General features: G+C 40.0%; 31 protein-coding genes and 1 pseudogene. All 32 read left to right on the forward strand.

The genetic code is table 11. The features are described from left to right. Positions 1 to 115: pseudogene (locus PVV63_RS07925) on the forward strand (elongation factor Tu); the annotation flags it as partial. 60 nt (positions 116 to 175) lie between these two features. Beyond that, positions 176 to 484: a 30S ribosomal protein S10 gene (rpsJ, locus tag PVV63_RS07930; RefSeq protein WP_100130799.1), complete on the forward strand. Its 309-nt coding sequence runs from the start codon at positions 176 to 178 to the stop codon at positions 482 to 484. Between the two features lie 27 nt (positions 485 to 511). Beyond that, entirely contained in the window at positions 512 to 1,249 is a 738-nt protein-coding gene (gene rplC, locus PVV63_RS07935) for a 50S ribosomal protein L3 (RefSeq protein ID WP_273791404.1), read from the forward strand. A 2-nt stretch (positions 1,250 to 1,251) separates the two neighbouring features. Next, positions 1,252 to 1,872: a 50S ribosomal protein L4 gene (gene rplD / locus PVV63_RS07940; RefSeq protein WP_273791405.1), complete on the forward strand. Its 621-nt coding sequence runs from the start codon at positions 1,252 to 1,254 to the stop codon at positions 1,870 to 1,872. Then, a complete protein-coding gene (locus PVV63_RS07945; protein ID WP_273723987.1) occupies positions 1,869 to 2,162 on the forward strand; it encodes a 50S ribosomal protein L23 in 294 nt (97 codons plus the stop codon). Before rplD ends, PVV63_RS07945 begins: the two co-directional genes overlap by 4 nt. Before the next feature lie 20 nt (positions 2,163 to 2,182). After that, entirely contained in the window at positions 2,183 to 3,016 is an 834-nt protein-coding gene (gene rplB, locus PVV63_RS07950; RefSeq protein WP_273791406.1) for a 50S ribosomal protein L2, read from the forward strand. 15 nt (positions 3,017 to 3,031) lie between these two features. Then, on the forward strand, positions 3,032 to 3,310 hold the full coding sequence (gene rpsS / locus PVV63_RS07955) for a 30S ribosomal protein S19 (protein WP_004855734.1): 279 nt from the start codon (positions 3,032 to 3,034) through the stop codon (positions 3,308 to 3,310). Positions 3,311 to 3,312: 2 nt separating this feature from the next. Then, a complete protein-coding gene (gene rplV, locus PVV63_RS07960; protein ID WP_273791407.1) occupies positions 3,313 to 3,702 on the forward strand; it encodes a 50S ribosomal protein L22 in 390 nt (129 codons plus the stop codon). After that, on the forward strand, positions 3,702 to 4,412 hold the full coding sequence (rpsC, locus tag PVV63_RS07965) for a 30S ribosomal protein S3 (RefSeq protein WP_273791408.1): 711 nt from the start codon (positions 3,702 to 3,704) through the stop codon (positions 4,410 to 4,412). The genes rplV and rpsC overlap by 1 nt, the downstream gene beginning before the upstream one ends. Positions 4,413 to 4,448: 36 nt before the next feature. Continuing rightward, positions 4,449 to 4,862, forward strand: coding sequence for a 50S ribosomal protein L16 (gene rplP / locus PVV63_RS07970; RefSeq protein ID WP_273791409.1), 414 nt, complete (start codon positions 4,449 to 4,451; stop codon positions 4,860 to 4,862). 12 nt (positions 4,863 to 4,874) lie between these two features. Beyond that, positions 4,875 to 5,075 (forward strand): 50S ribosomal protein L29, encoded by a 201-nt coding sequence (gene rpmC / locus PVV63_RS07975; protein ID WP_273791410.1) that lies wholly within the window; start codon positions 4,875 to 4,877, stop codon positions 5,073 to 5,075. Positions 5,076 to 5,086: 11 nt separating this feature from the next. Then, on the forward strand, positions 5,087 to 5,326 hold the full coding sequence (rpsQ, locus tag PVV63_RS07980; RefSeq protein ID WP_012231991.1) for a 30S ribosomal protein S17: 240 nt from the start codon (positions 5,087 to 5,089) through the stop codon (positions 5,324 to 5,326). Positions 5,327 to 5,470: 144 nt separating this feature from the next. After that, positions 5,471 to 5,839, forward strand: coding sequence for a 50S ribosomal protein L14 (rplN, locus tag PVV63_RS07985; protein ID WP_004855715.1), 369 nt, complete (start codon positions 5,471 to 5,473; stop codon positions 5,837 to 5,839). A 12-nt stretch (positions 5,840 to 5,851) separates the two neighbouring features. Beyond that, positions 5,852 to 6,166, forward strand: a complete 315-nt coding sequence (gene rplX, locus PVV63_RS07990; protein ID WP_015856579.1) for a 50S ribosomal protein L24 — start codon at positions 5,852 to 5,854, stop codon at positions 6,164 to 6,166. Further along, positions 6,159 to 6,716 carry a 50S ribosomal protein L5 gene (rplE, locus tag PVV63_RS07995; protein WP_273791411.1) on the forward strand — a complete coding sequence of 186 codons (558 nt, stop codon included), beginning with the start codon at positions 6,159 to 6,161 and terminating at the stop codon, positions 6,714 to 6,716. Before rplX ends, rplE begins: the two co-directional genes overlap by 8 nt. Before the next feature lie 24 nt (positions 6,717 to 6,740). Continuing rightward, on the forward strand, positions 6,741 to 7,046 hold the full coding sequence (rpsN, locus tag PVV63_RS08000) for a 30S ribosomal protein S14 (RefSeq protein ID WP_273791412.1): 306 nt from the start codon (positions 6,741 to 6,743) through the stop codon (positions 7,044 to 7,046). A gap of 14 nt (positions 7,047 to 7,060) precedes the next feature. Continuing rightward, on the forward strand, positions 7,061 to 7,459 hold the full coding sequence (gene rpsH, locus PVV63_RS08005) for a 30S ribosomal protein S8 (RefSeq protein ID WP_015856577.1): 399 nt from the start codon (positions 7,061 to 7,063) through the stop codon (positions 7,457 to 7,459). Between the two features lie 39 nt (positions 7,460 to 7,498). After that, complete coding sequence (gene rplF, locus PVV63_RS08010) at positions 7,499 to 8,032, forward strand: 50S ribosomal protein L6 (protein WP_273791413.1); 534 nt, start codon at positions 7,499 to 7,501, stop codon at positions 8,030 to 8,032. Between the two features lie 12 nt (positions 8,033 to 8,044). Further along, a complete protein-coding gene (gene rplR / locus PVV63_RS08015; RefSeq protein ID WP_273791414.1) occupies positions 8,045 to 8,407 on the forward strand; it encodes a 50S ribosomal protein L18 in 363 nt (120 codons plus the stop codon). Between the two features lie 111 nt (positions 8,408 to 8,518). Beyond that, complete coding sequence (rpsE, locus tag PVV63_RS08020; RefSeq protein WP_273791415.1) at positions 8,519 to 9,067, forward strand: 30S ribosomal protein S5; 549 nt, start codon at positions 8,519 to 8,521, stop codon at positions 9,065 to 9,067. Between the two features lie 31 nt (positions 9,068 to 9,098). Next, positions 9,099 to 9,305: a 50S ribosomal protein L30 gene (rpmD, locus tag PVV63_RS08025; RefSeq protein WP_273791416.1), complete on the forward strand. Its 207-nt coding sequence runs from the start codon at positions 9,099 to 9,101 to the stop codon at positions 9,303 to 9,305. Positions 9,306 to 9,325: 20 nt separating this feature from the next. Next, on the forward strand, positions 9,326 to 9,793 hold the full coding sequence (gene rplO / locus PVV63_RS08030) for a 50S ribosomal protein L15 (RefSeq protein ID WP_273791417.1): 468 nt from the start codon (positions 9,326 to 9,328) through the stop codon (positions 9,791 to 9,793). A 162-nt stretch (positions 9,794 to 9,955) separates the two neighbouring features. Continuing rightward, positions 9,956 to 11,302: a preprotein translocase subunit SecY gene (gene secY / locus PVV63_RS08035; protein WP_273791418.1), complete on the forward strand. Its 1,347-nt coding sequence runs from the start codon at positions 9,956 to 9,958 to the stop codon at positions 11,300 to 11,302. Continuing rightward, positions 11,299 to 11,877, forward strand: coding sequence for an adenylate kinase (locus PVV63_RS08040; protein WP_273791419.1), 579 nt, complete (start codon positions 11,299 to 11,301; stop codon positions 11,875 to 11,877). The genes secY and PVV63_RS08040 overlap by 4 nt, the downstream gene beginning before the upstream one ends. 180 nt (positions 11,878 to 12,057) lie before the next feature. Beyond that, complete coding sequence (rpsM, locus tag PVV63_RS08045) at positions 12,058 to 12,426, forward strand: 30S ribosomal protein S13 (protein WP_026500557.1); 369 nt, start codon at positions 12,058 to 12,060, stop codon at positions 12,424 to 12,426. Positions 12,427 to 12,540: 114 nt separating this feature from the next. After that, the gene (gene rpsK, locus PVV63_RS08050) at positions 12,541 to 12,930 is read left to right on the forward strand and encodes a 30S ribosomal protein S11 (protein WP_007347762.1); all 390 of its coding nucleotides are present in this window, start codon (positions 12,541 to 12,543) and stop codon (positions 12,928 to 12,930) included. 94 nt (positions 12,931 to 13,024) lie between these two features. Further along, positions 13,025 to 14,038, forward strand: coding sequence for a DNA-directed RNA polymerase subunit alpha (locus tag PVV63_RS08055; protein ID WP_273791420.1), 1,014 nt, complete (start codon positions 13,025 to 13,027; stop codon positions 14,036 to 14,038). Between the two features lie 24 nt (positions 14,039 to 14,062). Next, positions 14,063 to 14,491: a 50S ribosomal protein L17 gene (rplQ, locus tag PVV63_RS08060; protein ID WP_273791421.1), complete on the forward strand. Its 429-nt coding sequence runs from the start codon at positions 14,063 to 14,065 to the stop codon at positions 14,489 to 14,491. A 268-nt stretch (positions 14,492 to 14,759) separates the two neighbouring features. Next, positions 14,760 to 16,154: a DegQ family serine endoprotease gene (locus PVV63_RS08065; protein ID WP_273791422.1), complete on the forward strand. Its 1,395-nt coding sequence runs from the start codon at positions 14,760 to 14,762 to the stop codon at positions 16,152 to 16,154. 8 nt (positions 16,155 to 16,162) lie between these two features. Beyond that, complete coding sequence (locus PVV63_RS08070; RefSeq protein WP_273791423.1) at positions 16,163 to 17,488, forward strand: replication-associated recombination protein A; 1,326 nt, start codon at positions 16,163 to 16,165, stop codon at positions 17,486 to 17,488. 965 nt (positions 17,489 to 18,453) lie between these two features. Then, a complete protein-coding gene (gene recA / locus PVV63_RS08075; RefSeq protein ID WP_273791424.1) occupies positions 18,454 to 19,497 on the forward strand; it encodes a recombinase RecA in 1,044 nt (347 codons plus the stop codon). A gap of 205 nt (positions 19,498 to 19,702) precedes the next feature. Beyond that, positions 19,703 to 22,369 carry an alanine--tRNA ligase gene (gene alaS / locus PVV63_RS08080; protein WP_273791425.1) on the forward strand — a complete coding sequence of 889 codons (2,667 nt, stop codon included), beginning with the start codon at positions 19,703 to 19,705 and terminating at the stop codon, positions 22,367 to 22,369. Positions 22,370 to 23,317 lie beyond the last annotated feature (948 nt).

Raw genomic sequence — 23,317 nt, forward strand, 5'->3', positions numbered from 1 at the left:
TGCGATGGATGTTTCGTTGATCGTTCCGATAGCGATGGAAGAGAAACTTCGTTTTGCTATTCGTGAAGGTGGTCGTACTGTTGGTGCCGGTATCGTCTCTAAGATCATTGAATAAATAATGCTTGTTGAGTGCTTTAATTATTAATGCACTTTGTATAACAGGGAAATAAAGAGCATGAACAGTCAGAATATTCGCATTCGCTTGAAAGCGTTTGATCATAGAATTCTTGATACGTCGACGCGTGAGATTGTATCGACTGCTAAACGTACCGGTGCAAGTGTCCGTGGTCCCATTCCGCTTCCGACGCGGATTGAGAAGTTTACGGTCAATCGTGGACCGCATATCGATAAGAAAAGTCGTGAGCAGTTTGAGATGCGAACACATAAGCGTCTTCTTGACATTGTTGATCCAACGCCGCAAACAGTGGATGCGCTTATGAAGCTCGATCTTTCTGCTGGTGTGGATGTAGAAATTAAGCTCTGAGGTTTGAGGACAGAAGGAACAGACCCGATGCGTTCAGGTGTAATAGCACAGAAGCTGGGCATGACCCGTATTTATAATGATGCTGGTGAGCATGTGCCGGTGACGGTACTTCGTTTGGAGAATTGTCAAGTCGTTGCTCAGCGTACAGTTGAAAAGAATGGTTATACTGCTGTTCAATTAGGTGTAGGCTTTGCTAAGGTTAAGAATACTTCACAAGCTCTTCGTGGACATTTTGCTAAGGCTTCTGTTGAGCCTAAAGCCAAAATAGCAGAGTTTCGTGTGAGTCCCGACAATCTTCTTGATGTTGGTACTGAGATTACAGTGGAACATTTTGTTCCAGGACAAAGAGTTGATGTGACTGGTACCAGTATTGGTAAGGGGTTTGCTGGTGTTATGAAACGACATAACTTTGGTGGGCATCGTGCTTCCCATGGTAATTCGATCACACATCGTGCTCATGGTTCTACAGGGCAGTGCCAAGATCCTGGTAAAGTTTTTAAAGGCAAAAAAATGGCCGGCCATATGGGGCAAGTGCGTGTAACAACACAGAATATTGAAGTTATTTCCACAGATAGTGAGCGTGGTTTAATTTTAGTGCGTGGTGCTGTTTCTGGTTCTAAAGGTTCTTGGATTTTGATACGGGATGCTGTGAAGAAGCGTCTTCCTGATAATGCTCCAAAGCCTGCCGGTATTCGCCGTCTTGTGAAGGAGAAAGCGGAAATGGTTACTCCGGTGACGGAAACCTCTGAAGTTGAGGGAGCCTAATAATGGATCTTGTAATTAAAACTCTTGATGGTAATGAAGCTGGCAAATTAAAGGTTTCTGAAGCTATTTTTGATCTTGTTCCGCGTGAGGATATTTTGCAACGTGTTGTTCGTTGGCAGCTTGCACGTCGTCAGCAGGGAAGTCATCAATCCCAAGGTCGTTCTGATGTGTCGCGAACAGGGGCAAAAATGTTTAAACAGAAAGGAACTGGGCGTGCTCGACATTCATCTGCACGTGCACCGCAGTTTAGAGGTGGGGGTAAGGCACATGGACCGGTGGTTCGCAGTCATGCGCATGATCTTCCTAAAAAGATTCGTGCTCTTGGGTTGCGTCTTGCTTTATCTGCAAAATTAAAAGCAAAAGATTTGATTATTGTGGATGAGTTGACTGTTAAGGATGCTAAAACGAAGATGCTTGTTTCTCATTTTTCTAAGCTTGGATTTAATAACGCTCTCTTGATTGGTGGTAAAGAGATTGATATTAACTTTTTTCGTGCAGCCTCTAATATCCCTAATATTGACATTTTGCCTATTCAGGGAATTAATGTTTATGATATTTTGCGTCGCAGCAAACTTGTTTTATCAAAAGCAGCTGTTGAGGCTCTTGAGGAGCGTTTTAAATGACAGATCTTCGCCATTATGATATAATTATTAGTCCAGTTATTACTGAAAAGGCGACTATGATTTCTGAATATAATCAAGTTGCTTTTAATGTCGCGCCGAAAGCGACGAAGCCTGAGATTAAGGCTGCTATTGAAGCGCTTTTTAGCGTAAAAGTTAAAGCAGTTAACACGATAGTCCGTAAGGGTAAAGTGAAGCGTTTCAAAGGTATAGTTGGTCGGCAGAGTGATGTCAAAAAAGCGATCGTAACTCTGGCCAGTGGTCAGACTATCGACGTTTCGACAGGTCTTTAAGAGGCTCGGAGATAGGAATAATGGCACTTAAGCAATTTAATCCAACTACACCTGGGCAGCGTCAGCTTGTTATTGTGGAACGTTCTTGTCTTTATAAGGGAAAACCTATAAAGATGTTAACTGAAGGTTTGTCTTCAAAGGGTGGACGTAATAATCGCGGTCGTGTTACTGCTCGTTTTCAGGGTGGTGGACATAAACGTAGTTATCGGTTTGTCGACTTTAAGCGTCTTAAACGTGATGTTTCAGCAAAGGTTGAGCGTTTAGAATACGATCCTAATCGTACCGCTTTTATTGCTTTAATCCGCTATGAGGATGGGCAATTGAGTTATATTCTTGCGCCACAGCGTCTTGGTGTTGGTGATTCTGTTATGGCTGGTTTAAATGTGGATGTTAAACCAGGTAATGCTATGCCTCTTGGTAATATGCCTGTAGGCACAATTATTCATAATGTTGAGATGAAGCCAGGAAAAGGAGGGCAGATTGCGCGTTCAGCAGGTGCTTATGCGCAGTTGGTTGGACGAGATCATGGTATGGCTATTCTTCGTTTAAATTCTGGTGAACAGCGTTTGGTTCCGAGTAGCTGTTTTGCAACTGTTGGCGCTGTTTCAAATCCTGATCATGGGAATATTAATGATGGTAAGGCGGGTCGGTCACGTTGGCGTGGTAAACGTCCACATGTTCGTGGTGTTGCTATGAACCCCGTTGATCATCCGCACGGTGGTGGTGAAGGTCGTACATCGGGGGGGCGCCATCCAGTATCTCCTTGGGGTAAACCTACGAAAGGTAAGCGTACGCGCTCCAATAAAGCCACTGATAAATTTATTATGCGTACGCGTCATCAACGCAAGAAATGAGAAAGGTAGTCTGAAGTGGTTCGTTCAGTGTGGAAAGGTCCGTTTGTTGACGGCTATCTTCTTGGTAAAGCAGAGAAGGTACGTGCAAGTGGGCGCAATGAAGTTATAAAAATATGGAGTCGTCGCTCTACTATTTTACCGCAATTTGTTGGTTTAACTTTTGGTGTTTACAACGGTAATAAGCATATTCCTGTTTCTGTTTCTGAAGAGATGGTTGGGCATAAGTTTGGTGAGTTCGCTCCTACCCGGACTTATTATGGTCATGGTGCCGATAAAAAAGCGAAGAGGAAGTAGGAATGGGAAAAGCTAAAGTTTCGCGCCAGCTTAAAGATAATGAAGCAAGAGCTGTCACGCGGACAATTCGTGTTAGTCCGCAGAAGCTTAATTTAGTTGCTGCAATGATTCGTGGTAAAAGAGTTAATGTAGCGCTCGCTGATTTGATGTTTTCACGCAAGCGTATTGCTGCTACTGTGAAAAAAACGCTTGAATCAGCAATTGCAAATGCAGAAAATAACCACGATCTTGATATTGATTCGCTTGTTGTGGCGGAAGCTTATGTTGGTAAGTCGATAGTGATGAAGCGCTTTCATGTTCGTGGTCGAGGGCGTGCTAGTAGAATTGAACGTCCATTTTCGCATCTTACTGTTATTGTTCGTGAAGTTACCGAAAAAGTGGAGGCCGCGTAATGGGGCAGAAGATCAATCCAATAGGACTTCGTCTTGGTGTTAATCGGACTTGGGACTCTCGTTGGTATGCTGATAGTGGTGAATATGGGCGCCTTCTTCATGAAGATTTGAAAATTCGTTCATATGTGCTTGAGGAGCTTAAACAGGCGGCTATTTCTAAGGTTGTTATTGAGCGTCCTCATAAGAAGTGTCGTATTACGATTCATTCTGCACGTCCTGGTTTGATTATTGGTAAAAAGGGTGCTGATATCGAAAAGCTTCGTCGTAAGCTTTCAGAAATGACGGATGCTGAAACTTCATTGAATATTGTGGAGATTCGTAAACCGGAGATTGATGCGACAATTATTGCGCAATCAATTGCTCAACAGTTAGAGCGTCGTGTTGCTTTTCGTCGTGCAATGAAGCGTGCTGTTCAGTCTGCTATGCGTCTTGGTGCGGAAGGTATTCGTATCAATTGTTCTGGCCGTCTTGGTGGTGCTGAAATTGCTCGTATGGAATGGTATCGTGAAGGTCGTGTTCCACTTCATACCTTGCGTTCTGATGTTGATTACGGTACAGCAGAAGCTAAGACCGCTTATGGTATTTGTGGTATTAAAGTTTGGGTCTTTAAGGGTGAGATTCTTGAGCATGATCCGATGGCTTCAGAACGTCGTGCTACGGAAGCTGATCAATCTGGTTCTTCATCGAATCGTCGCCGCGAAAATGCTTAGTTTTTGAGATTGAACTAAAATTTGGAGTAGAGAACAATGTTGCAGCCAAAGCGCACAAAGTTCCGTAAACAGTTCAAAGGCCGTATTCACGGTTCTGCGAAGGGTGGTACGGATTTGAATTTCGGTGCCTACGGTTTGAAGGCTGTTGAGCCGGAGCGGGTTACTGCTCGTCAAATTGAAGCGGCGCGTCGTGCGATTACACGTTATATGAAGCGTTCTGGTCGTGTGTGGATTCGCATTTTTCCAGATCTTCCGGTTACATCTAAACCGACTGAAGTTCGTATGGGTAAAGGTAAGGGAAGTGTTGATTATTGGGCTGCACGTGTTGCTCCTGGGCGCGTCATGTTTGAGCTTGATGGAGTTCCGGAAGATGTTGCACGTGAAGCGCTAAGGTTGGGTGCTGCAAAGTTGCCTATAAAAACGCGTTTCATCCAGCGTATTGCTGAATAATGAGGTTAAGCGATGAGAGCCACAGAATTACGGGCGCAAACGCTCGACCAAATGAAAGATGAATTGGCTAAGTTAAAGAAAGAGCAATTTAATTTGCGTTTTCAAAAAGCAACAGGTCAATTAGAAAAGACTGCGCGTGTTAGACAAGTTCGTCGTGATATTGCGCGTATTAAAACTTTTCTTCGTCAAAAGATAAGTGAAACTAAGGTTTAAGGAAATAAGAGATGCCTAAACGCGTTTTGCAGGGTGTTGTTATTAGCGACAAAAGTGATAAGACTGTTGTTGTCAAAGTTGAACGCCGTTATTCTCATCCGCTTCTTAAGAAGACTGTTCGGCAGTCTAAAAATTATAAAGCGCATGACGAAAACAACCAATTCAAGATTGGGGATCAAGTTTCTATTCAAGAATCTAGACCAATTTCGAAAGATAAATGTTGGATTGTTGTAAAAGACAATGTAGCGTAATGGGTTAAGTTTATTGTTTTAGAATTTAACAGTGTTTTTATCATTGATAAATTTGAAGGCGATGAATTTATCGTTATTTGGCAGGCAAATCCGAGTGTATAAAAGGTACAATCGGATATATGTGTTAAGAGAAGGTGGCCAGTCATGATTCAGATGCAAACAAATCTCGACGTTGCTGATAATTCTGGAGCGCGTCGTGTCATGTGCATCAAGGTGTTAGGCGGTTCAAAGCGGAAATATGCTTCGGTCGGTGACATTATTGTTGTTTCGGTTAAGGATGCAATTCCTCGTGGCCGTGTTAAAAAAGGTGATGTTATGAAAGCTGTTGTGGTTCGTACTGCTAAGGATATTCGTCGCGCAGATGGTAGTGTCATTCGTTTTGATAGTAATGCTGCGGTTTTAGTGGATAATAAAAAAGAGCCGATTGGTACTCGTATCTTTGGACCTGTTCCCCGCGAATTGCGTGGTAGGAATCATATGAAGATCATCTCGCTTGCTCCTGAAGTTCTATAAGGAGTAAATGTTATGCAGAAGATTCGAAAAGGTGATAAAGTTGTTGTTTTGTCCGGTAAGGATAAAGGATGTAGTGGTGAAGTAATTAAGGTTAGTCCAAAAGAGAATAAGGCTTTTGTTCGTGGGATTAATATGATTAAACGTCATCAACGTCAAACGCAGAAGCAAGAGGCTGGAATTATTTCTAAAGAAGCTCCGATTCATCTGTCTAATTTGGCGATTGCTGATCCTAAAGATGGTAAGCCTACACGTGTAGGCTTTCGTATGAATGCAGATGGTAATAAGGTGCGTTTTGCCAAGCGTTCGGGAGAGTTGATTAATGGCTGAGGAAAGACAAGTACCGCGTATGAAAGCGCATTATTTTGAAGTGATTCGTAAAGCGCTTCAAGAGAAGTTTAATTACAGAAATGCGATGCAAATTCCGCGGATTGATAAAGTTGTAATAAATATGGGCATAGGTGAAGCAACTGCTGATTCGAAGAAGCCTTCCCTTGCTGCTGAGGATTTAGGGCTAATAACGGGGCAGAAGGCTGTTGTTACGCGTGCGCGTAATTCTATTGCGACCTTTAAGGTTCGTGAAGGAATGCCTCTTGGGGCTAAAGTTACATTGCGTAAAGATCGTATGTTTGAGTTTTTAGATCGTCTTGTTACGATTGCTCTTCCGCGGGTTCGTGACTTTCGTGGTTTAAATCCAAAGAGTTTTGATGGTCGTGGCAATTTTGCTATGGGTATTAAAGAACACATTGTGTTTCCAGAAATCAACTATGATAAAGTTGATCAAATTTGGGGCATGGATATTATCGTTTGTACGACAGCAAAAACGGATGATGAGGCTCGTGAATTATTGCGTGCTTTTAATTTTCCTTTTCGTTCGTAACGGCAAGCATAGTGAGGTGAAATTATGGCCAAAGTAAGTGCCGTTGAAAAAAATAAGCGTCGTGAGGTGATGGTAAAGCGTTATGCTGCCCGTCGTGCACGTTTGAAAGCAATAGTTATGGATCAGAAGGTTTCTCTTGAAGAACGTTTTAAAGCTTCTGTTCAGTTGGCAGAGTTACCGCGTAATTCTTCGAAAGTTCGTATTCGTAATCGCTGTGAGGTTTCAGGTCGTCCGCGGGCTTATTATCGTAAATTAAAAATGTCGCGAATTGCGTTGCGTGAGCTTGGCTCTATTGGCTATATTCCTGGTATTGTAAAATCTAGTTGGTAAGAGGAGATTATTTAATGTCTATGTCAGATCCTCTTGGTGATATGTTAACACGTATTCGTAATGCACTTGGTCGTAAAAAAGGTAAAGTAGTTACTCCAGCTTCGAAGCTTCGTGCGCACGTTCTTGATGTTCTTCAGTCGGAAGGTTATATTCGCGGATATAATCAAATTGATTTAGGTGATGGGAAAGCTGAGATTGAAATCGAATTGAAGTATTTTGAAGGGCTGGCTGCTATTCGTGAGATTTCACGTGTGTCAAAGCCAGGGCGTCGTGTGTATGTTTCTGCTAAGTCACTTCCACAGGTGGCTAATGGCCTCGGTATTTCGATTTTATCGACTCCTAAAGGCGTCATGGCAGATCATGAGGCGCGTGAACAGAATGTTGGTGGAGAACTCCTTTGTCGTGTTTTCTAAGTTATGTCAAGAAAACGGAAGAAAAAGTAGGTTAGAACAATGTCTCGTATTGGAAAGAAACCCATTTCAATTCCTTCTGGAGTTACTGCTACTGTTGAAGGTCAGTTGGTTAAGGCAAAAGGTCCAAAAGGTGAGCTGAGTTACGTCGTCAATGATGAAGTCTTAGTCAAACTTGAGGAAAATATCATATCAGTTATGCCGCGGGATCAGTCAAAAGATGCGCGTTCTAAATGGGGAATGTCGCGCTCAATGATTGAGAACATTTTTTGTGGTGTGAAAGATGGTTTTGAAAAGAGGTTGGAGATTAATGGGGTTGGTTATCGTGCTGCTTTGCAGGGTAAGGATGTTCAACTATCTCTGGGCTTTTCGCATGATGTGGTTTATAAAGTTCCGTCGGGTGTTACTGTGACTGTTCCTAAGCCAACAGAAATTGTTGTTTCTGGAATTGATAAACAGCAAGTTGGACAAGTTGCAGCGGAGATTCGGGAGTATCGTAGGCCTGAACCTTATAAAGGTAAGGGTGTTAAGCATGCAGATGAACGTATCTTCCGTAAAGAAGGTAAAAAGAAATAAGGATTTTGTATTATGGTTTCATCTAAGGACATTATCCAACGTCGTGCAAGGCGTGTTCGTCGTAGAATTAAAATGGTTTCTCATGATCGTCCTCGGCTTAGTGTTTATCGTTCAAATCAGAACATTTATGCTCAAGTTATCGATGATTTGCGGGGATGTACACTTGTTTCAGCCTCTACTCTTGAAAGTGATTTAAAAAAGTCGTTAAAGAGTGGTGCTGATAAAAAGGCAGCTTTTGCTGTTGGTAAGTTAATTGCTGAGCGTGCGAAGAAAGCGGGTGTTAATGAGGTGGTTTTTGATCGTGGAGCGTATGTGTACCATGGTCGCGTCAAAGCTTTAGCTGAGGCTGCTCGTGAAGGTGGTTTGAATTTCTAAAATTTCTTATTTATGAATGAGTAAGGAGAGTTTAGAGTTTTTCGTTTAAGTTCTTCCAGTTTGGTGAGGGACTTTGTTATCGTGCTTCCGGAAAAGAAAAAGGAATGAGGAATGGCACAAAAAGAACGTGGTGATAGAGAAGAACGCGATAATGAATTTGTCGATAGGCTCGTTCATATCAATCGTGTTGCTAAAGTTGTAAAGGGTGGTCGGCGTTTTGGTTTTGCTGCTCTTGTTGTCGTTGGAGATCAAAAAGGACGTGTGGGTTTTGGACATGGTAAAGCCCGTGAAGTTCCCGAAGCCGTTCGTAAAGCAACGGAATCTGCAAAGCGTGGGATGATTTATGTTCCGCTTCGGTCTGGGCGTACATTGCATCATGATCTTGAAGGTCGTCACGGAGCTGGGCGTGTTTTGCTACGTTCGGCTTCTGCTGGTACTGGTATTATTGCTGGGGGACCGATGCGTGCTATTTTTGAAGCTCTTGGTATGCAGGATGTCGTTGCAAAATCGCTAGGATCGTCGAATCCTTATAACATGGTTCGTGCAACATTTGATGCATTGAAACATCAAATGCATCCTAGAGATATTGCTGCTCAACGTGGTATAAAATATTCGACTTTGCAGGCGCGTCGTCGCCATTTAGTCGACCTAGAAGGGTAGTTTCTGAGATTATCAGAAAAGGAATTAGGAAATGGTTCAGAAAAAATCTCAGAGTAATAAAACTGTGACGGTGGAGCAAATTGGAAGCCCTATTCGAAACTCACAGATTCAGCGTGCAACCTTAAAGGGGCTTGGACTAAATAAAATGCGTCGTCAGCGCGTTTTAGATGATACACTTTGTGTGCGGGGTATGATTGCTCGGGTTAGGCATCTTGTTCGCGTTATAGATGAAGGTTAAGGGTTGCGGGAGTATTATATATGAAACTCAATGAACTGCGTGATTGCGAAGGCGCAATAAAAAATCGTAAGCGTGTTGGGCGTGGCATTGGTTCCGGTATGGGTAAGACTGGTGGTCGTGGTGTAAAAGGGCAAAAGTCACGTTCTGGTGTTTCCCTTAATGGTTTTGAAGGTGGGCAAATGCCTATCTATCGTCGTTTGCCAAAACGTGGATTTAGAAATTTCTTTGCCAAAACCTACAATGAAGTTTCACTAGGACGTATTCAGTTGGCAGTTGATGCGGGTAAGTTGAATATTGAAAAGCCTGTTGATATGATTGCTTTGAAAGAGTCTGGTATTATTCGTCGTGAAAAAGATGGGGTTCGTCTTCTTTCTGATGGTGATTTGAAGGCTAAGATTACCTTTCATGTTTCTGGTGCTTCACAAGCTGCTCGTGTTAAGATTGAAAAAGTGGGTGGTCAGGTCATTTTTCCTGATATTGCTCGATAATTTTTTTAATATGAATAGAGACCTAAAGAAGAATTATATTTGTTTTGTGGGATCTTTTGTGGAGACTTGTTTAAGTTCTGCATTTATTTGTGTATGCGTATGTGAATTTTAGGATTATACTTCTGTGATTTAAAGAACTGGAGTGTAAAGTGGAGACGTTTTATGGCATCAGCAGCAGAGCAATTTGCTTCCAATATAAACTTTGGTACCTTTTCGCGTGCAACTGAATTAAAGAAACGCATCTGGTTTACTCTGTTGGCGCTTCTTGTATATCGTTTTGGCACTTACATCTCTCTTCCAGGTATCAATATCGATGCTTTGCGGCAAACATTTGAACATCACGCGTCTGGTGTATTAGGACTCTTTAATATGTTTGCTGGAGGTGCCGTTGGGCGTATGGCTATTTTTGCGCTGGGTATCATGCCTTATATATCGGCATCTATTATTGTGCAATTGTTAACATCTATTATTCCTTCTTTGGAGACTCTTAAAAAGGAAGGGGATTTAGGTCGTAAGATTATCAATCAATATACGCGTTATGTGACAGTCGTATTGGCAATTCTACAAGCTTTTGGTATTGCGGTTGCGCTTGAAAGCGGTATAGGGTCGGGGCTTCAAATTGTTTTAGAACCAGGTCTTATGTTTCGTTTTTCTTCTGTTATTACACTTGTTGGCGGAACGATGTTTCTTATGTGGCTTGGCGAGCAAATTACGTCACGTGGTGTTGGTAATGGGGTTTCTCTTATCATTTTTACAGGGATTGTAGCCAACTTTCCTTCTACTTTTGCTCAGCTTTTGACAGCTCATAGTCAGGCTGATTTATCAACTTTTCTTTTAATAGGAATCGTTCTTATTGCTGTTTTGGTTATTGGGCTTATTGTTTTTATAGAGCGTGCACAACGGCGAATTCTTATCCAATATCCGAAACGTCAGGTCGGTAATCAAATGTTTCAAGGAGATATGTCGCATCTTCCTTTAAAGTTGAATACTGCTGGTGTTATTCCACCTATTTTTGCTTCATCTTTATTATTATTGCCTGCCACTATTAATAATTTTTCTGATAAAATGCCACAATGGGTTCAGGAGATTTCTTATGCTCTTGGTCATGGACAGCCACTTTATATGATTGTTTATGCATTTTTAATGGCGTTTTTTTGCTTTTTTTATACAGCTATTGTGTTTAATCCAAGTGATACTGCAGATCAATTGAAAAAGCATTCTGGTTTTATTCCAGGGATTCGTCCAGGTGAGCGTACAGCCGAATATATTGATTACGTTTTGACGCGTATTACTGTTGTGGGCGCTGTTTATATTATCTTGGTTTGTTTGTTACCTGAATTTATGATATCTGCATTACAGGTTCCTTTTTATCTTGGGGGAACATCCTTGTTGATTGTTGTTACTGTTACACTTGATACGGTTGCTCAAATTCAGGGGCATCTTGTTGCCCACCAATATGAAGGGTTGATAAAAAAATCAAAACTTCGTGGAGGTAGAAGGAATCGATGAGAGTTATTCTTTTAGGTCCTCCTGGAGCGGGAAAAGGTACGCAAGCAAAAATGTTGACTGAGGAATATAACATTCCTCATTTATCAACAGGGGATATGTTGCGTGAGGTGATTGCCAAAGAAACGGAGATTGGTAAAAAAGCTAGAGCTATTATAAGTTCTGGTGCTTTGGTTCCTGATAGTATTGTTAACCAAATCGTATCAGATCGGATTGATGAAGCTGATTGTGTAAACGGTTTTGTTTTGGATGGATATCCGCGAACTGTGGGGCAGGCGGAAGCGTTGCAACAGATACTGGATTCAAAAAATACGCGGCTTAATGCTGTTATTGAGTTGTGTGTTGATGAAGACGTGTTGATTGAACGTATGAAGAAGCGTGTTGAGGAAACAATAGCGGCTGGTGGACAGGTTCGTTTAGATGACAATCCTGTTGCTTTTGCAAAAAGATTAGTGGAATATCGTGAAAAAACAGCTCCCTTATCAAAGTTTTATTCAGAGAGGGGAATGTTGAAAGTTGTTGATGGAATGATTGGTGTTGCTGAAGTGACACGTATGATTAGAAGTTTTCTTTCATGAGATTTTTTTTAGAAATAAATGAAAAGAGTTGACTTTTGAGATGAAATCTATCAGAAGTAAATTTAATTTATTTTAGTGAAATAAGAGGATTCGGAAGAATTTTTTTCTGAGTCTATTTTTTTCTGTAAGGTATATCAGGTATTTTATAACAATTTGTCAAAATAACTAAGGAGAGTAGGCGTGGCTCGTATTGCTGGCGTCAATATCCCGACAAATAAGCGTGTAATTATTGCGCTTCAATATATCCACGGGATTGGACCAAAATTTGCTCAAGAAATTATTGAAAGAGTTGGCATTCCTTTGGGGCGTCGTGTGCATGAGCTTTCAGATGCTGAGGTGCTGCAGATTCGTGAGGCTATAGATCAGGGCTATCAAGTTGAAGGTGATCTTCGTCGTGAGGTTGCTATGAATGTTAAGCGTTTGATGGACCTTGGTTGTTATCGAGGATTGCGTCATCGCCGGTCTTTGCCTGTCCGAGGACAGCGTACACATACGAATGCCCGTACGCGTAAAGGTCCGGCTAAGGCAATTGCTGGTAAGAAGAAATAAGGGCCTTTGTGGAAGGTTTTTATATATTATTTTTTCTTGTTTGATTTGTTTGACAAGGAAAAAAGGTGGAGCTGCTGATGTTACGGCAGTGATGAGATCGTTGAAAGGGAAATTATGGCCAAGGAAGCCACACGTGTTCGTCGTCGCGAACGTAAGAATATTTCATCGGGTGTTGTGCATATTAATTCAACATTTAATAACACAATGATTACTATTACTGATGCTCAGGGTAATGCAATTGCTTGGTCATCTGCTGGGGCTCAGGGGTTTAAAGGTGCGCGTAAATCGACACCTTTTGCTGCTCAAGTTGCTGCGGAGGATTGTGCAAGAAAAGCGCAAGAGCATGGTATGCGTTCTTTGGAAGTCGAAGTTTGTGGGCCTGGATCAGGGCGTGAATCTGCTCTACGTGCATTGCAATCTGTTGGTTTTGTCATTACTTCTATTCGCGATGTAACACCAATTCCTCATAATGGATGTCGTCCACGGAAAAGGCGGCGTGTTTAATTGGGTGTTGTTTTTTGTTGTCGGAGATTTCTCTGATGTTCACATTGGTCGTTACGATTGAATGGTAACGGAACTAAAGAACGGGAATAAAAATATGATCCAGAAAAACTGGCAGGAACTTATTAAACCCAATAAGGTTGAATCATGTGCACATGATAATCCAAATATTATAAGTGTGATTGCTGAGCCTCTTGAGCGTGGTTTTGGTTTAACCTTAGGAAATGCGCTTCGTCGCGTGTTGTTATCTTCGCTTCGTGGTGCTGCTATTACTGCTGTGCAGATTGACGGTGTCTTGCATGAATTTTCATCGATTCCAGGTGTGCGTGAGGATGTTACGGATATTATTCTGAATATAAAAGAAATTGCGCTTCGTATGGAAGAAGAAGGGCCTAAACGTGTCGTCGTTTATAAAGAGGGGCCTGGTGTCGTGAAAGCGGGAGATATCAGTACAGTCGGGGATATGGAAATTCTAAATCCAGATCATGTTATTTGTACTCTTGATGAAGATGCTGAGATTCGTATGGAATTTATTGTCAACACAGGAAAGGGTTATGTTCCATCTGATCGTAATTGTGTTGATGATGCACGTATAGGGCTTATTCCAATTGATAGTCTTTATTCACCAATTCGTAAAGTTTCTTATAAAGTGGAAAATACGCGTGAAGGTCAAGTTTTGGATTATGATAAATTGACCTTAACGATTGAAACGAATGGTGCTGTTAATGGAGAGGATGCTGTTGCTTTTGCAGCACGCATTCTTCAGGATCAATTATCGTTATTTATTAACTTTGAAGAGCCACAGAAGGAGCCTATTGAAGAGGTTGATTCTGAGCTTTCTTTTAATCCTGCACTTCTCAAAAAAGTGGATGAATTAGAACTTTCAGTTCGTTCGGCAAATTGTCTTAAGAATGATAATATTGTCTATATTGGTGATCTGATTCAAAAAACAGAATCTGAAATGCTTCGGACACCGAATTTTGGTCGCAAATCGTTGAATGAGATTAAAGAAGTTTTGGCGTGTATGGGTTTACATCTTGGAATGGAAATTCCTGCGTGGCCGCCTGAGAACATTGATGATCTTGCAAAACGTTATGAAGATCAATATTAAAATTAGAATTTAAGGAGAGGGCTTATGCGCCATAGTAAGTCAGGACGCAAGTTGAATCGTACTGCCAGTCACCGTAAAGCGATGTTTGCAAATATGGCAACTTCGTTGATCGAGCATGAGCAGATTGTGACAACGCTTCCAAAGGCTAAAGAAATTCGTCCTATTGTTGAAAAACTCGTTACTCTTGGTAAGCGTGGTGGTTTGCATGCGCGTCGGCAAGCAATTGCAGCACTTCGTGATGCGGGAAAGGTTGCAAAATTATTTGATACGCTTGCGCCACGTTATGCATCACGCAACGGTGGGTATTTGCGTATTATGAAAGCGGGGTTTCGTACCGGTGATAATGCACCCATGGCTGTTATAGAGTTTGTTGATCGTGATGTTGAAGCGAAGGGTGCTGGGGATCGTGCTCGCATGGAGGCTTCTGAGAATGAAAAGGGAACATCTTCGTAGAGTTTTTTTATTCTGTTGGATTTTTAAAGGCCGCCTTGTTTTGGGCGGTTTTTTTGTGAGTATTTTTAAGTTTATTTTAGTTGAGAAATAGGTGCAGAGAGAAAATTATAGAGTATTGAATTATCTTATTTTTATAATATTTATTGTTCAAATAGGTTGTTTTTATTCTCTATTATGAAATATTAATAGAGATCCTTAATTTGCGGGGATGCGTTTTTTTATTCTATTAATCTTCAACAGAATGTGCTGATTTTATAAGGAGTGGATTATGAGGTATTCTTTTTGGGTGCGGATTTTTTTTGCAATTATGATGCAGATATCATTTGATCATGTATATGCTCATGTTCCTCAAACACAAACAGAAATCACTCTTTCATTTTCTCCTTTAGTTAAAAAGACAGTTCCATCTGTTGTAAATATTTATGCAGCTCGACAAATTAGAGCACGATCACCTTTTGAAGGCGATCCATTTTTTGAGCAATTTTTTGGTCGTTTTCAAAATAAATTTCCTGTTCGTAAGCAATCGTCATTAGGATCAGGGGTGATTGTTGATGCACGTGGTTTGATTGTTACAAATTACCACGTCATTAAAGATGCAAGCGAAATTAAAGTGGCTTTTTCTGATGGGCGGGAGTTTGAGAGTAAGGTTGTGCTCAAAGATGAAGCGACTGATATTGCAATTCTTGAAGTTGAGGAAAAAGATGCTCAATTTCCTGTTCTTTCTTTGGGAAATTCTGATGCTGTTGAAGTTGGTGATCTTGTTCTGGCTATTGGTAATCCTTTTGGTGTTGGTCAAACAGTTACAAGTGGTATTGTTTCAGCGCAAGCGCGTACACGTGTTGGGATTTCTGATTTTGACTTTTTTATTCAAACAGACGCAGCCATTAATCCAGGGAATTCTGGTGGCGCTTTAATTGATATGAAAGGTCAGTTAATCGGAATTAATACGGCTATTTATTCGCGTTCCGGTGGTTCGGTAGGGATTGGTTTTGCTATTCCAGTTAATCTTGTAAAAGTAATGCTTAATACTGTTAAACGCGGTGGAAAATATTTTGTGCCGCCTTATATTGGGGCTTCTTTTCAAAATGTTACACCTGATATTGCTGGTGGTTTAGGTTTAGAACGTCCCTATGGTGCTCTGATTATTGAAGTTATCAAAGATAGTCCTGCTGAAAAAGCTGGATTGAAAGTAGGTGATGTTATTTTGAGTGTGCAGGGGGTACGCGTTGACAGTCCAGATAGTCTTGGTTATCGTTTGATGACAGCTGACGTTGAGCATAGTCTTGCCTTGGAATATTTACGAAGTGGAAAAACTTTAAAAACACAAATAACAGTTTCATCAATATCAGAAACTGCATTTTTAAAATCTGAAAAAATTACGGGTGACAGTCCTCTTGCTGGTGCTGAGGTGTTAGATTTAACACCGCAAAATAGTCGACGTTTTCATCTTCCTATATCTGCAAAAGGGGTTGTGATTACCAATCTTGAGGAAATGAGCAATGCAGCTGGAATTTTTCAGTCAGGAGATATTCTACGTGTTGTAAATGGCCATAAAATTCAAACAGTTCATCAGTTGAAAAAGGTTCTTATGCAAGGTCGCTCAAATATGTGGCAATTGGAATATGAACGTGATGGTATGTATATTCGCCAATTTATTCGTTGAGGTTTTTTTTGAAGAAAGATTTTTTTACTTCGTCGTTTGATTTTCAAGTTAATAAAAATCAGCCACTTGCAGAAAGAATGCGCCCTTGTTCTCTCAATGATGTTGTGGGACAAAAGCATTTGATTGGAGAGGATGGTTTGCTTTCACGTATGGCGGCAACTGGCTCAATTGGATCGATGATTTTTTGGGGACCTCCAGGGACGGGAAAAACGACCGTTGCACGTTTGTTAGCCCTTGAAACAAATTTCGCGTTTGAACAGGTTTCTGCTATTTTTACAGGAGTTTCTGAACTTAAAAAGATTTTTGAAGTTGCGCAGAGGCGTTTTATATCTGGGGATAAAACACTTCTCTTTGTTGATGAAATTCATCGGTTTAATCGTGCTCAGCAGGATAGTTTTCTTTCTGTGATGGAAGAGGGTACTGTGGTACTTATAGGTGCAACAACCGAAAATCCTTCTTTTGAACTGAATGCTGCCCTTCTTTCGCGTGCACGTGTTTTAACATTTCTTTCTCATGATCATGAAAGTTTGGACATGCTTTTGAAGCGTGCTGAAGAAGTGGAGGGAAAAATTCTTCCCTTGGATAATGATGCCAGAGACGTTTTGATAGAGATGTCTGATGGTGATGCGCGGGTAGCGTTAACATTGGCAGAGGCAGTTTGGTCTATTGCTCCATTGGGAGAGATTCTTGATGTTGTTGCTTTGCAAAAAGTTATTCAGCGTCGTGCGCCCATTTATGATAAAGGACGAGATGGGCATTATAATCTCATTTCAGCGTTGCATAAATCCGTTCGTGGATCTGATCCTGATGCTGCGCTTTATTATTTGGCACGTATGTTGGATGCTGGTGAAGATCCTCTCTATATTGGGCGAAGATTGGTTCGTATGGCTGTTGAAGATATTGGTTTGGCGGATCCTCAAGCTCTTGTCATTTGTAATGCAGCAAAAGATGCCTATGATTATTTAGGATCACCAGAAGGAGAGTTGGCTTTGGCGCAAGCATGTCTTTATGTTGCAACTGCGCCAAAGTCAAATGCAGCATATCTCGCGTATAAAGCAGCACTGCGTTGTGCGCGCAAAAATGGCTCTTTATCACCTCCTAAGCATATTCTTAATGCTCCTACGAAATTTATGAAGGAAGAAGGGTATGGAAGTGGTTATTGTTATGACCATGATGAACCAGACGCTTTTTCAGGACAAGAATATTTTCCCGAAAAACTTGGGCGTCAGAGTTATTATAAACCAGTTGAGCGTGGTTTTGAGCGTGAAATTGTGAAACGTCTTGAGTGGTGGCAACAGTTGCGCAAAAAACGTAAAGATCAAAATAAAATTTGAGTTGAAATACGTTTTTTATTGATCTCTTATGTTATTGTATGAGAAATTTAGCTTATATTTTAAACATTTATTGCATTGCTTGTAGAGATTTTTTTTGATATCTTCGAAAGTACATAGTTTTTCAAATTTAAATATATCATTCAACTTTTAAGCTGCTTTATTTTTTTTGGTTTTATTAAATAATATATTGACTTATAATAATAGACTGTTTCGTAAGTTGAATGAAAGTTTCAAATACCGTAAATTTCTCTCATCCCAAGTCTGTTATTTGTTGAATCAATCAAATCATTTACTGGCATGTTACAAGCAGGATTACCGTGTGATAAAAACTGTACAAGAAAGGACTAAAAATCCTTCTTATGAATTGTCTCAAGTGCCGAGAACTGTTGCAACATTGGGGGATGATAAATAGTGTGATGGGTGCCGGCTTTCTCCTTCCATAGAGTAAAGATGGTGGCGCCTAAAGGGTTTTGTAGTATACCACATTCATAGGTGTTGTCACAAAACGAGCTTAGAAGTTTTGAGAGATGTTTCTTAAATCAAGTGTATGAATATGCAACACAATGGCGTTTTGTTCTTCGATGCAATAGGGTATGAGGTTGATTGATGATGCGTTTTTTTGTGATCAATAGCAGGAGAATTCTTAGTCTCTCAAGTATTTAATCAAAGGGATAAGCAGAAGGGCTGTAGAACATTGTGTTTAAAATTAAATTGTTCCTTTTCTAGAGAGATATAAATATGTTAACTATGCTCCCATAGAGATATTACTTTATTAGAGTTTATTATGTGTCATAAGATAAGCAATGCCAATTCTTTATTGTGATGGTCATGAATGTTTATGGGCATAATGTGGAGATAGGAATGGAAATAGTCTGTGAAAATCTAAACTCAAGCCTTTAGTTAAATTAAAAGTACAGTGTACACTAAATTTTTAGGTTATTATGAATTCGGTCAAGGATATAATCGTGGATAAAACAAAAGCTCTCGATGCTGCTCTCTCACAAATTGAACGTTCTTTTGGTAAAGGCTCGATTATGCGTCTTGGGCAAAAAGAGCAGGTTGTTGAAATTGAAACAATTCCAACAGGGTCGTTATCCTTGGATATTGCTTTAGGGATTGGTGGATTACCGAAGGGGCGTATTGTTGAGATTTATGGACCAGAAAGTTCTGGGAAAACAACATTGGCTCTCCATGCTATTGCTGAGGCACAGAAAGGTGGTGGGATTTGTGCTTTTATTGATGCAGAGCATGCGCTTGATCCTATTTATGCGCGTAAGCTTGGTGTTGATTTAGAAAACTTGTTCATTTCTCAGCCAGATACCGGTGAACAGGCATTGGAAATTACAGAAACGTTGGTTCGTTCTGGTGCAGTTGATGTGCTTGTTGTGGATTCTGTCGCAGCTTTAACTCCGCGAGCAGAAATTGACGGTGAAATGGGTGATGCTTTGCCCGGATTGCAAGCTCGGTTAATGAGTAAAGCGTTACGAAAATTAACCGCAGCAATTTTTCGCTCTAACTGTATGGTTGTTTTTATTAATCAAATTCGCATGAAAATTGGTGTGATGTTTGGTTCTCCTGAAACGACAACGGGTGGAAACGCTTTAAAGTTTTATGCTTCTGTTCGTTTAGATATTCGTCGCATTGGATCCATTAAAGATAGGGATTCAATCGTTGGTAATCAGACGCGCGTTAAAGTGGTGAAAAATAAATTGGCACCTCCATTTAAGCAGGTTGAGTTTGATATTATTTATGGTGAAGGTATTTCCAAAGTAGGTGAATTGATTGATTTGGGTGTCAAGGTTGGTGTTGTGGAAAAATCTGGTGCATGGTTTTCTTATAATTCTCAGCGTTTAGGACAGGGGCGTGAGAATGCAAAGCAGTTTTTACGTGAACATGTGGAAATAGCTACAGAGATTGAAGCAGCTTTGCGCCAAAATGCTGGTTTGATTGCGATTGAACTGTTAGAAAATGCAGGGTCAGAAAATATAGAAAGTGATGAAGCCATTTGATGGAGTGTTTTTTTCGTCTATAATTTTTTCCCTTTCAGATTTTTCTGTTTTTTTGTTTGAGTTTTTAAATACGCAGTCATTTTTTTCTCAATTTTTTAAAACAAATATTCCATTTTTGATTAAATTGACTCCATGCGTGGCGAAGAGAATTTAATGAGGGGGATTTTTCTTTTATGGTTTTGTGCTGTATTGAGCAGGTGTCAACATGAATAGTGTTAATAATATTCGGTCAATATTTTTGGATTATTTTCATCGTAATGGGCATAAAGTTCTTTCTTCTAGTCCGCTTGTTCCGCGGAATGATCCTACACTTATGTTTACAAATGCAGGGATGGTGCAGTTTAAAAATGTTTTTACTGGACTTGAACAACCTTCTTATACGCAGGCAACAACGGCACAAAAATGTGTTCGTGCGGGTGGAAAGCATAATGATCTTGATAATGTTGGATATACGGCGCGCCATCATACATTTTTTGAAATGCTGGGTAATTTTTCTTTCGGTGATTATTTCAAAGAAGAAGCCATTTTTTTATCATGGAATCTTTTAACAAAGGAATTTTGCCTGCCAAAAGATAAATTGTTGGTGACAGTTTATCAGAGTGATGATGTTGCTGCTGAACTGTGGCGTAAAATTTCAGGTCTTCCAGATGAAAAAATTGTCCGTATTGCGACAGCTGATAATTTTTGGTCGATGGGAGAAACAGGCCCTTGTGGGCCTTGTTCGGAGATTTTTTATGATCATGGTGATGAAATCTGGGGCGGTCCTCCTGGAAGTATGGAAGAAGATGGTGATCGCTTTATTGAGATTTGGAATCTTGTTTTTATGCAGTATGAGCAAGTTTCCAAGGAAAAACGTGTTAACTTACCTCACCCTTCTATTGATACAGGCATGGGATTAGAGCGTATTGCTGCTGTTTTACAGGGCGTTCATGATAATTATGACATTGATCTTTTTCGTGCATTAATTGCTGCATCAGAAGAAATTACAGGGATTGAGGCAAAGGGTGATTTTATTGCCAGCCATCGTGTCATTGCTGATCATCTTCGCTCATCGGCATTTTTGATTGCTGATGGTGTGCTTCCTTCTAATGAAGGAAGAGGATATGTTTTACGTCGTATTATGCGTCGTGCTATGCGTCATGCGCATCTTCTTGGTGCTAAAGAGCCCTTAATGTGGCGACTTTTGCCTGCTTTAAATCGCGAAATGGGACAAGCTTATCCTGAGTTGGTGCGTGCTGAATCTTTGATTTCAGAAACTTTAAGGTTAGAAGAAATACGTTTTCGTAAAACGCTTGAACGAGGACTTGGTTTGTTGAACGAAGCAAGTACCGATCTTAAAGAAGGAGACTATTTGAATGGTGAAGTTGCTTTCAAACTTTATGATACCTATGGTTTTCCGCTTGATTTGACGCAAGATGTTCTTCGTCGTCGCGGAATATCTGTTGACGTTGGTGCTTTTGATAAAGCGATGGAACGCCAAAAAGAGGAAGCACGTGCCAATTGGTCTGGTTCTGGAGAAGCTGTAACAGAGAAAATCTGGTTTTCTGTTCGTGATCAAGTGGGGGCCACAGAGTTTTTAGGTTATGAAACTGAGACAGCGAAAGGTATTCTTACAGCTCTTGTGTGTGATGGTAAAATTGTTGATCATATTTCTTCAGATCAGAAAGCTATGCTTGTTGTTAATCAGACACCTTTTTATGGTGAATCTGGTGGGCAAATTGGTGATAGCGGTATCATTTCTGGTGAAAATTTTATTTTTAAGGTGCATGATACCCAAAGAAAGGGTGATGGTGTTTTTATCCATATTGGGGAGGTGAAATCTGGTCAGGCATCGAGGTCTGATTGTGTAGAATTAACGGTTGATATTGTTCGTCGTAAGAAAATTCGCGCGAATCACTCTGCTACTCATTTGTTACACGAAGCTTTACGCCAAACATTGGGGGACCATGTTACACAAAAGGGCTCTCTTGTATCGCCAGATCGGTTGCGTTTTGATTTTTCACATCCAAAATCCGTTTCACCAGAAGAGTTGAAAAAAATAGAAGATTTAGCCAATGAGATTATTTTGCAAAATAGTAAAGTAATAACGCGCCTCATGGCTGTAGATGATGCAATTTCTGAAGGTGCCATGGCATTGTTTGGTGAAAAATATGGTGATGAAGTTCGCGTTATTTCTATGGGGGATCAGCTTGAAAAGAGAGAGTTAAAAAAGCATTGGTCAATAGAGCTTTGTGGTGGCACACATGTGGAGCGAACAGGGGATATCGGTTTGATTCATATTGTTTCGGAAAGTTCTGTTTCAGCTGGAGTGCGGCGTATTGAAGCTTTAACAGGCAAAGAAGCACGTCTTTATCTTAGCCGCCAAGATGAACGTATTCATGAAATTGCTGATCTTTTAAAAACTTCTTCTGCTAGCCTGGAAGAACGGGTGCGAATTTTACTTGATGATCGTCGTAAACTTGAAAAAGAATTGAATGATGTACGCAAGAAAATGATGTTGAGCGGTGGAATAACAGAAAGGAGCCAAGGTAATATTACCATCATCAATGGGCTTTCTTTTACCGGACGCGTTGTTAAAAATATTTTACCGCGGGATCTCAAGGCGCTCGTCGATTCTGAGAAAAAACAAATCGGATCTGGAGTGGTTGCGTTTATTAGTGTCTCGGAGGATGGAAAAGGGAGTGCTGTTGTCGGCGTTACGGATGATTTAACGGATAAGTTAAATGCTGTAGATCTCGTTCGTATTCTTTCAGAGATGCTTGGTGGTAAAGGTGGAGGTGGCCGTCCTGATATGGCGCAGGCTGGTGGTCCTGAGGGGAACAAAGCTGATGAGGCATTTGCGGCACTAAAAGATTTTCTTGAAAAAAATTAAAGAATGAAATCATTCTGCATAGGTATTTTTTACATTGTTATATTGGGTTGGCATCTATGTATCATGAATATCTGTCTGGTGTATTTCTGAAATGCAGATACAGCGTAATTGGGGAAAAATACAATTGTAAAGATAAAAACAGTGTTTGTCTTTATAACGTCCAAGCGTTTCAGGAGTCACCTTTTTAAGATAAGATAGATTATTCAGCACTTCATGCTTTGCTGTGTATTCTTTTACTAGGAAGACTAGTTATTATGTTGCTCTTATAGATTTTTTAAAGAAACCTCTCTTTTTATGAAAGGAAAAATCAAGATTTATTGCATACGATTCTCCTTATAAAGTTATAAGCTGTCATTATTCGATTAGTTTTCAAATGAATAAAATCTCTTTCCTTGAAAAGGCTTATAAAAGAGTTGTTATATCTTAGAGCTATTGTTTTCATTTTGCTTGTTATGTACACAGTTTTTTGGTTTATTATTAAAAGGTTTTGAAAAGAATATTCTCCTATCTTTATAAATCTTTATTTAAAGTTATAAAGTAATGAATTATCAATATAAATCAAAGGAATATCACATAAATCTAAAGATTTAGATTAATATTTAATTTATTTATGATAAAATTGCTTTAATACATTGGGTTATAATGATAATTTATCGTTTTATCTTTTGAATAAGAGCTACGAATATTCGTAGGATTTTATTATTTCAAATTCTGGGTATGTTAAATTAATCAAAACCACTCACGAATGTCGTTGTGAAATGGGCTTAAGAGCATTGAAAAATGTTTCTTAAAAAAGTCATATGAATGTGCAAAACAATGATGTTCTGTTCTTTATGAGAGGACTATAAAGAACGTGATAAACAAAAGTGCAAAGCAATACATAATATTCATTATTTAAAAGATGTTTCTTTAGTTCGTTTTGAAATTCGTAAAGCTGAGTAAAAAGAA

Source organism: Bartonella sp. CM31XJBT (assembly GCF_028618555.1).
Lineage (GTDB): Bacteria > Pseudomonadota > Alphaproteobacteria > Rhizobiales > Rhizobiaceae > Bartonella.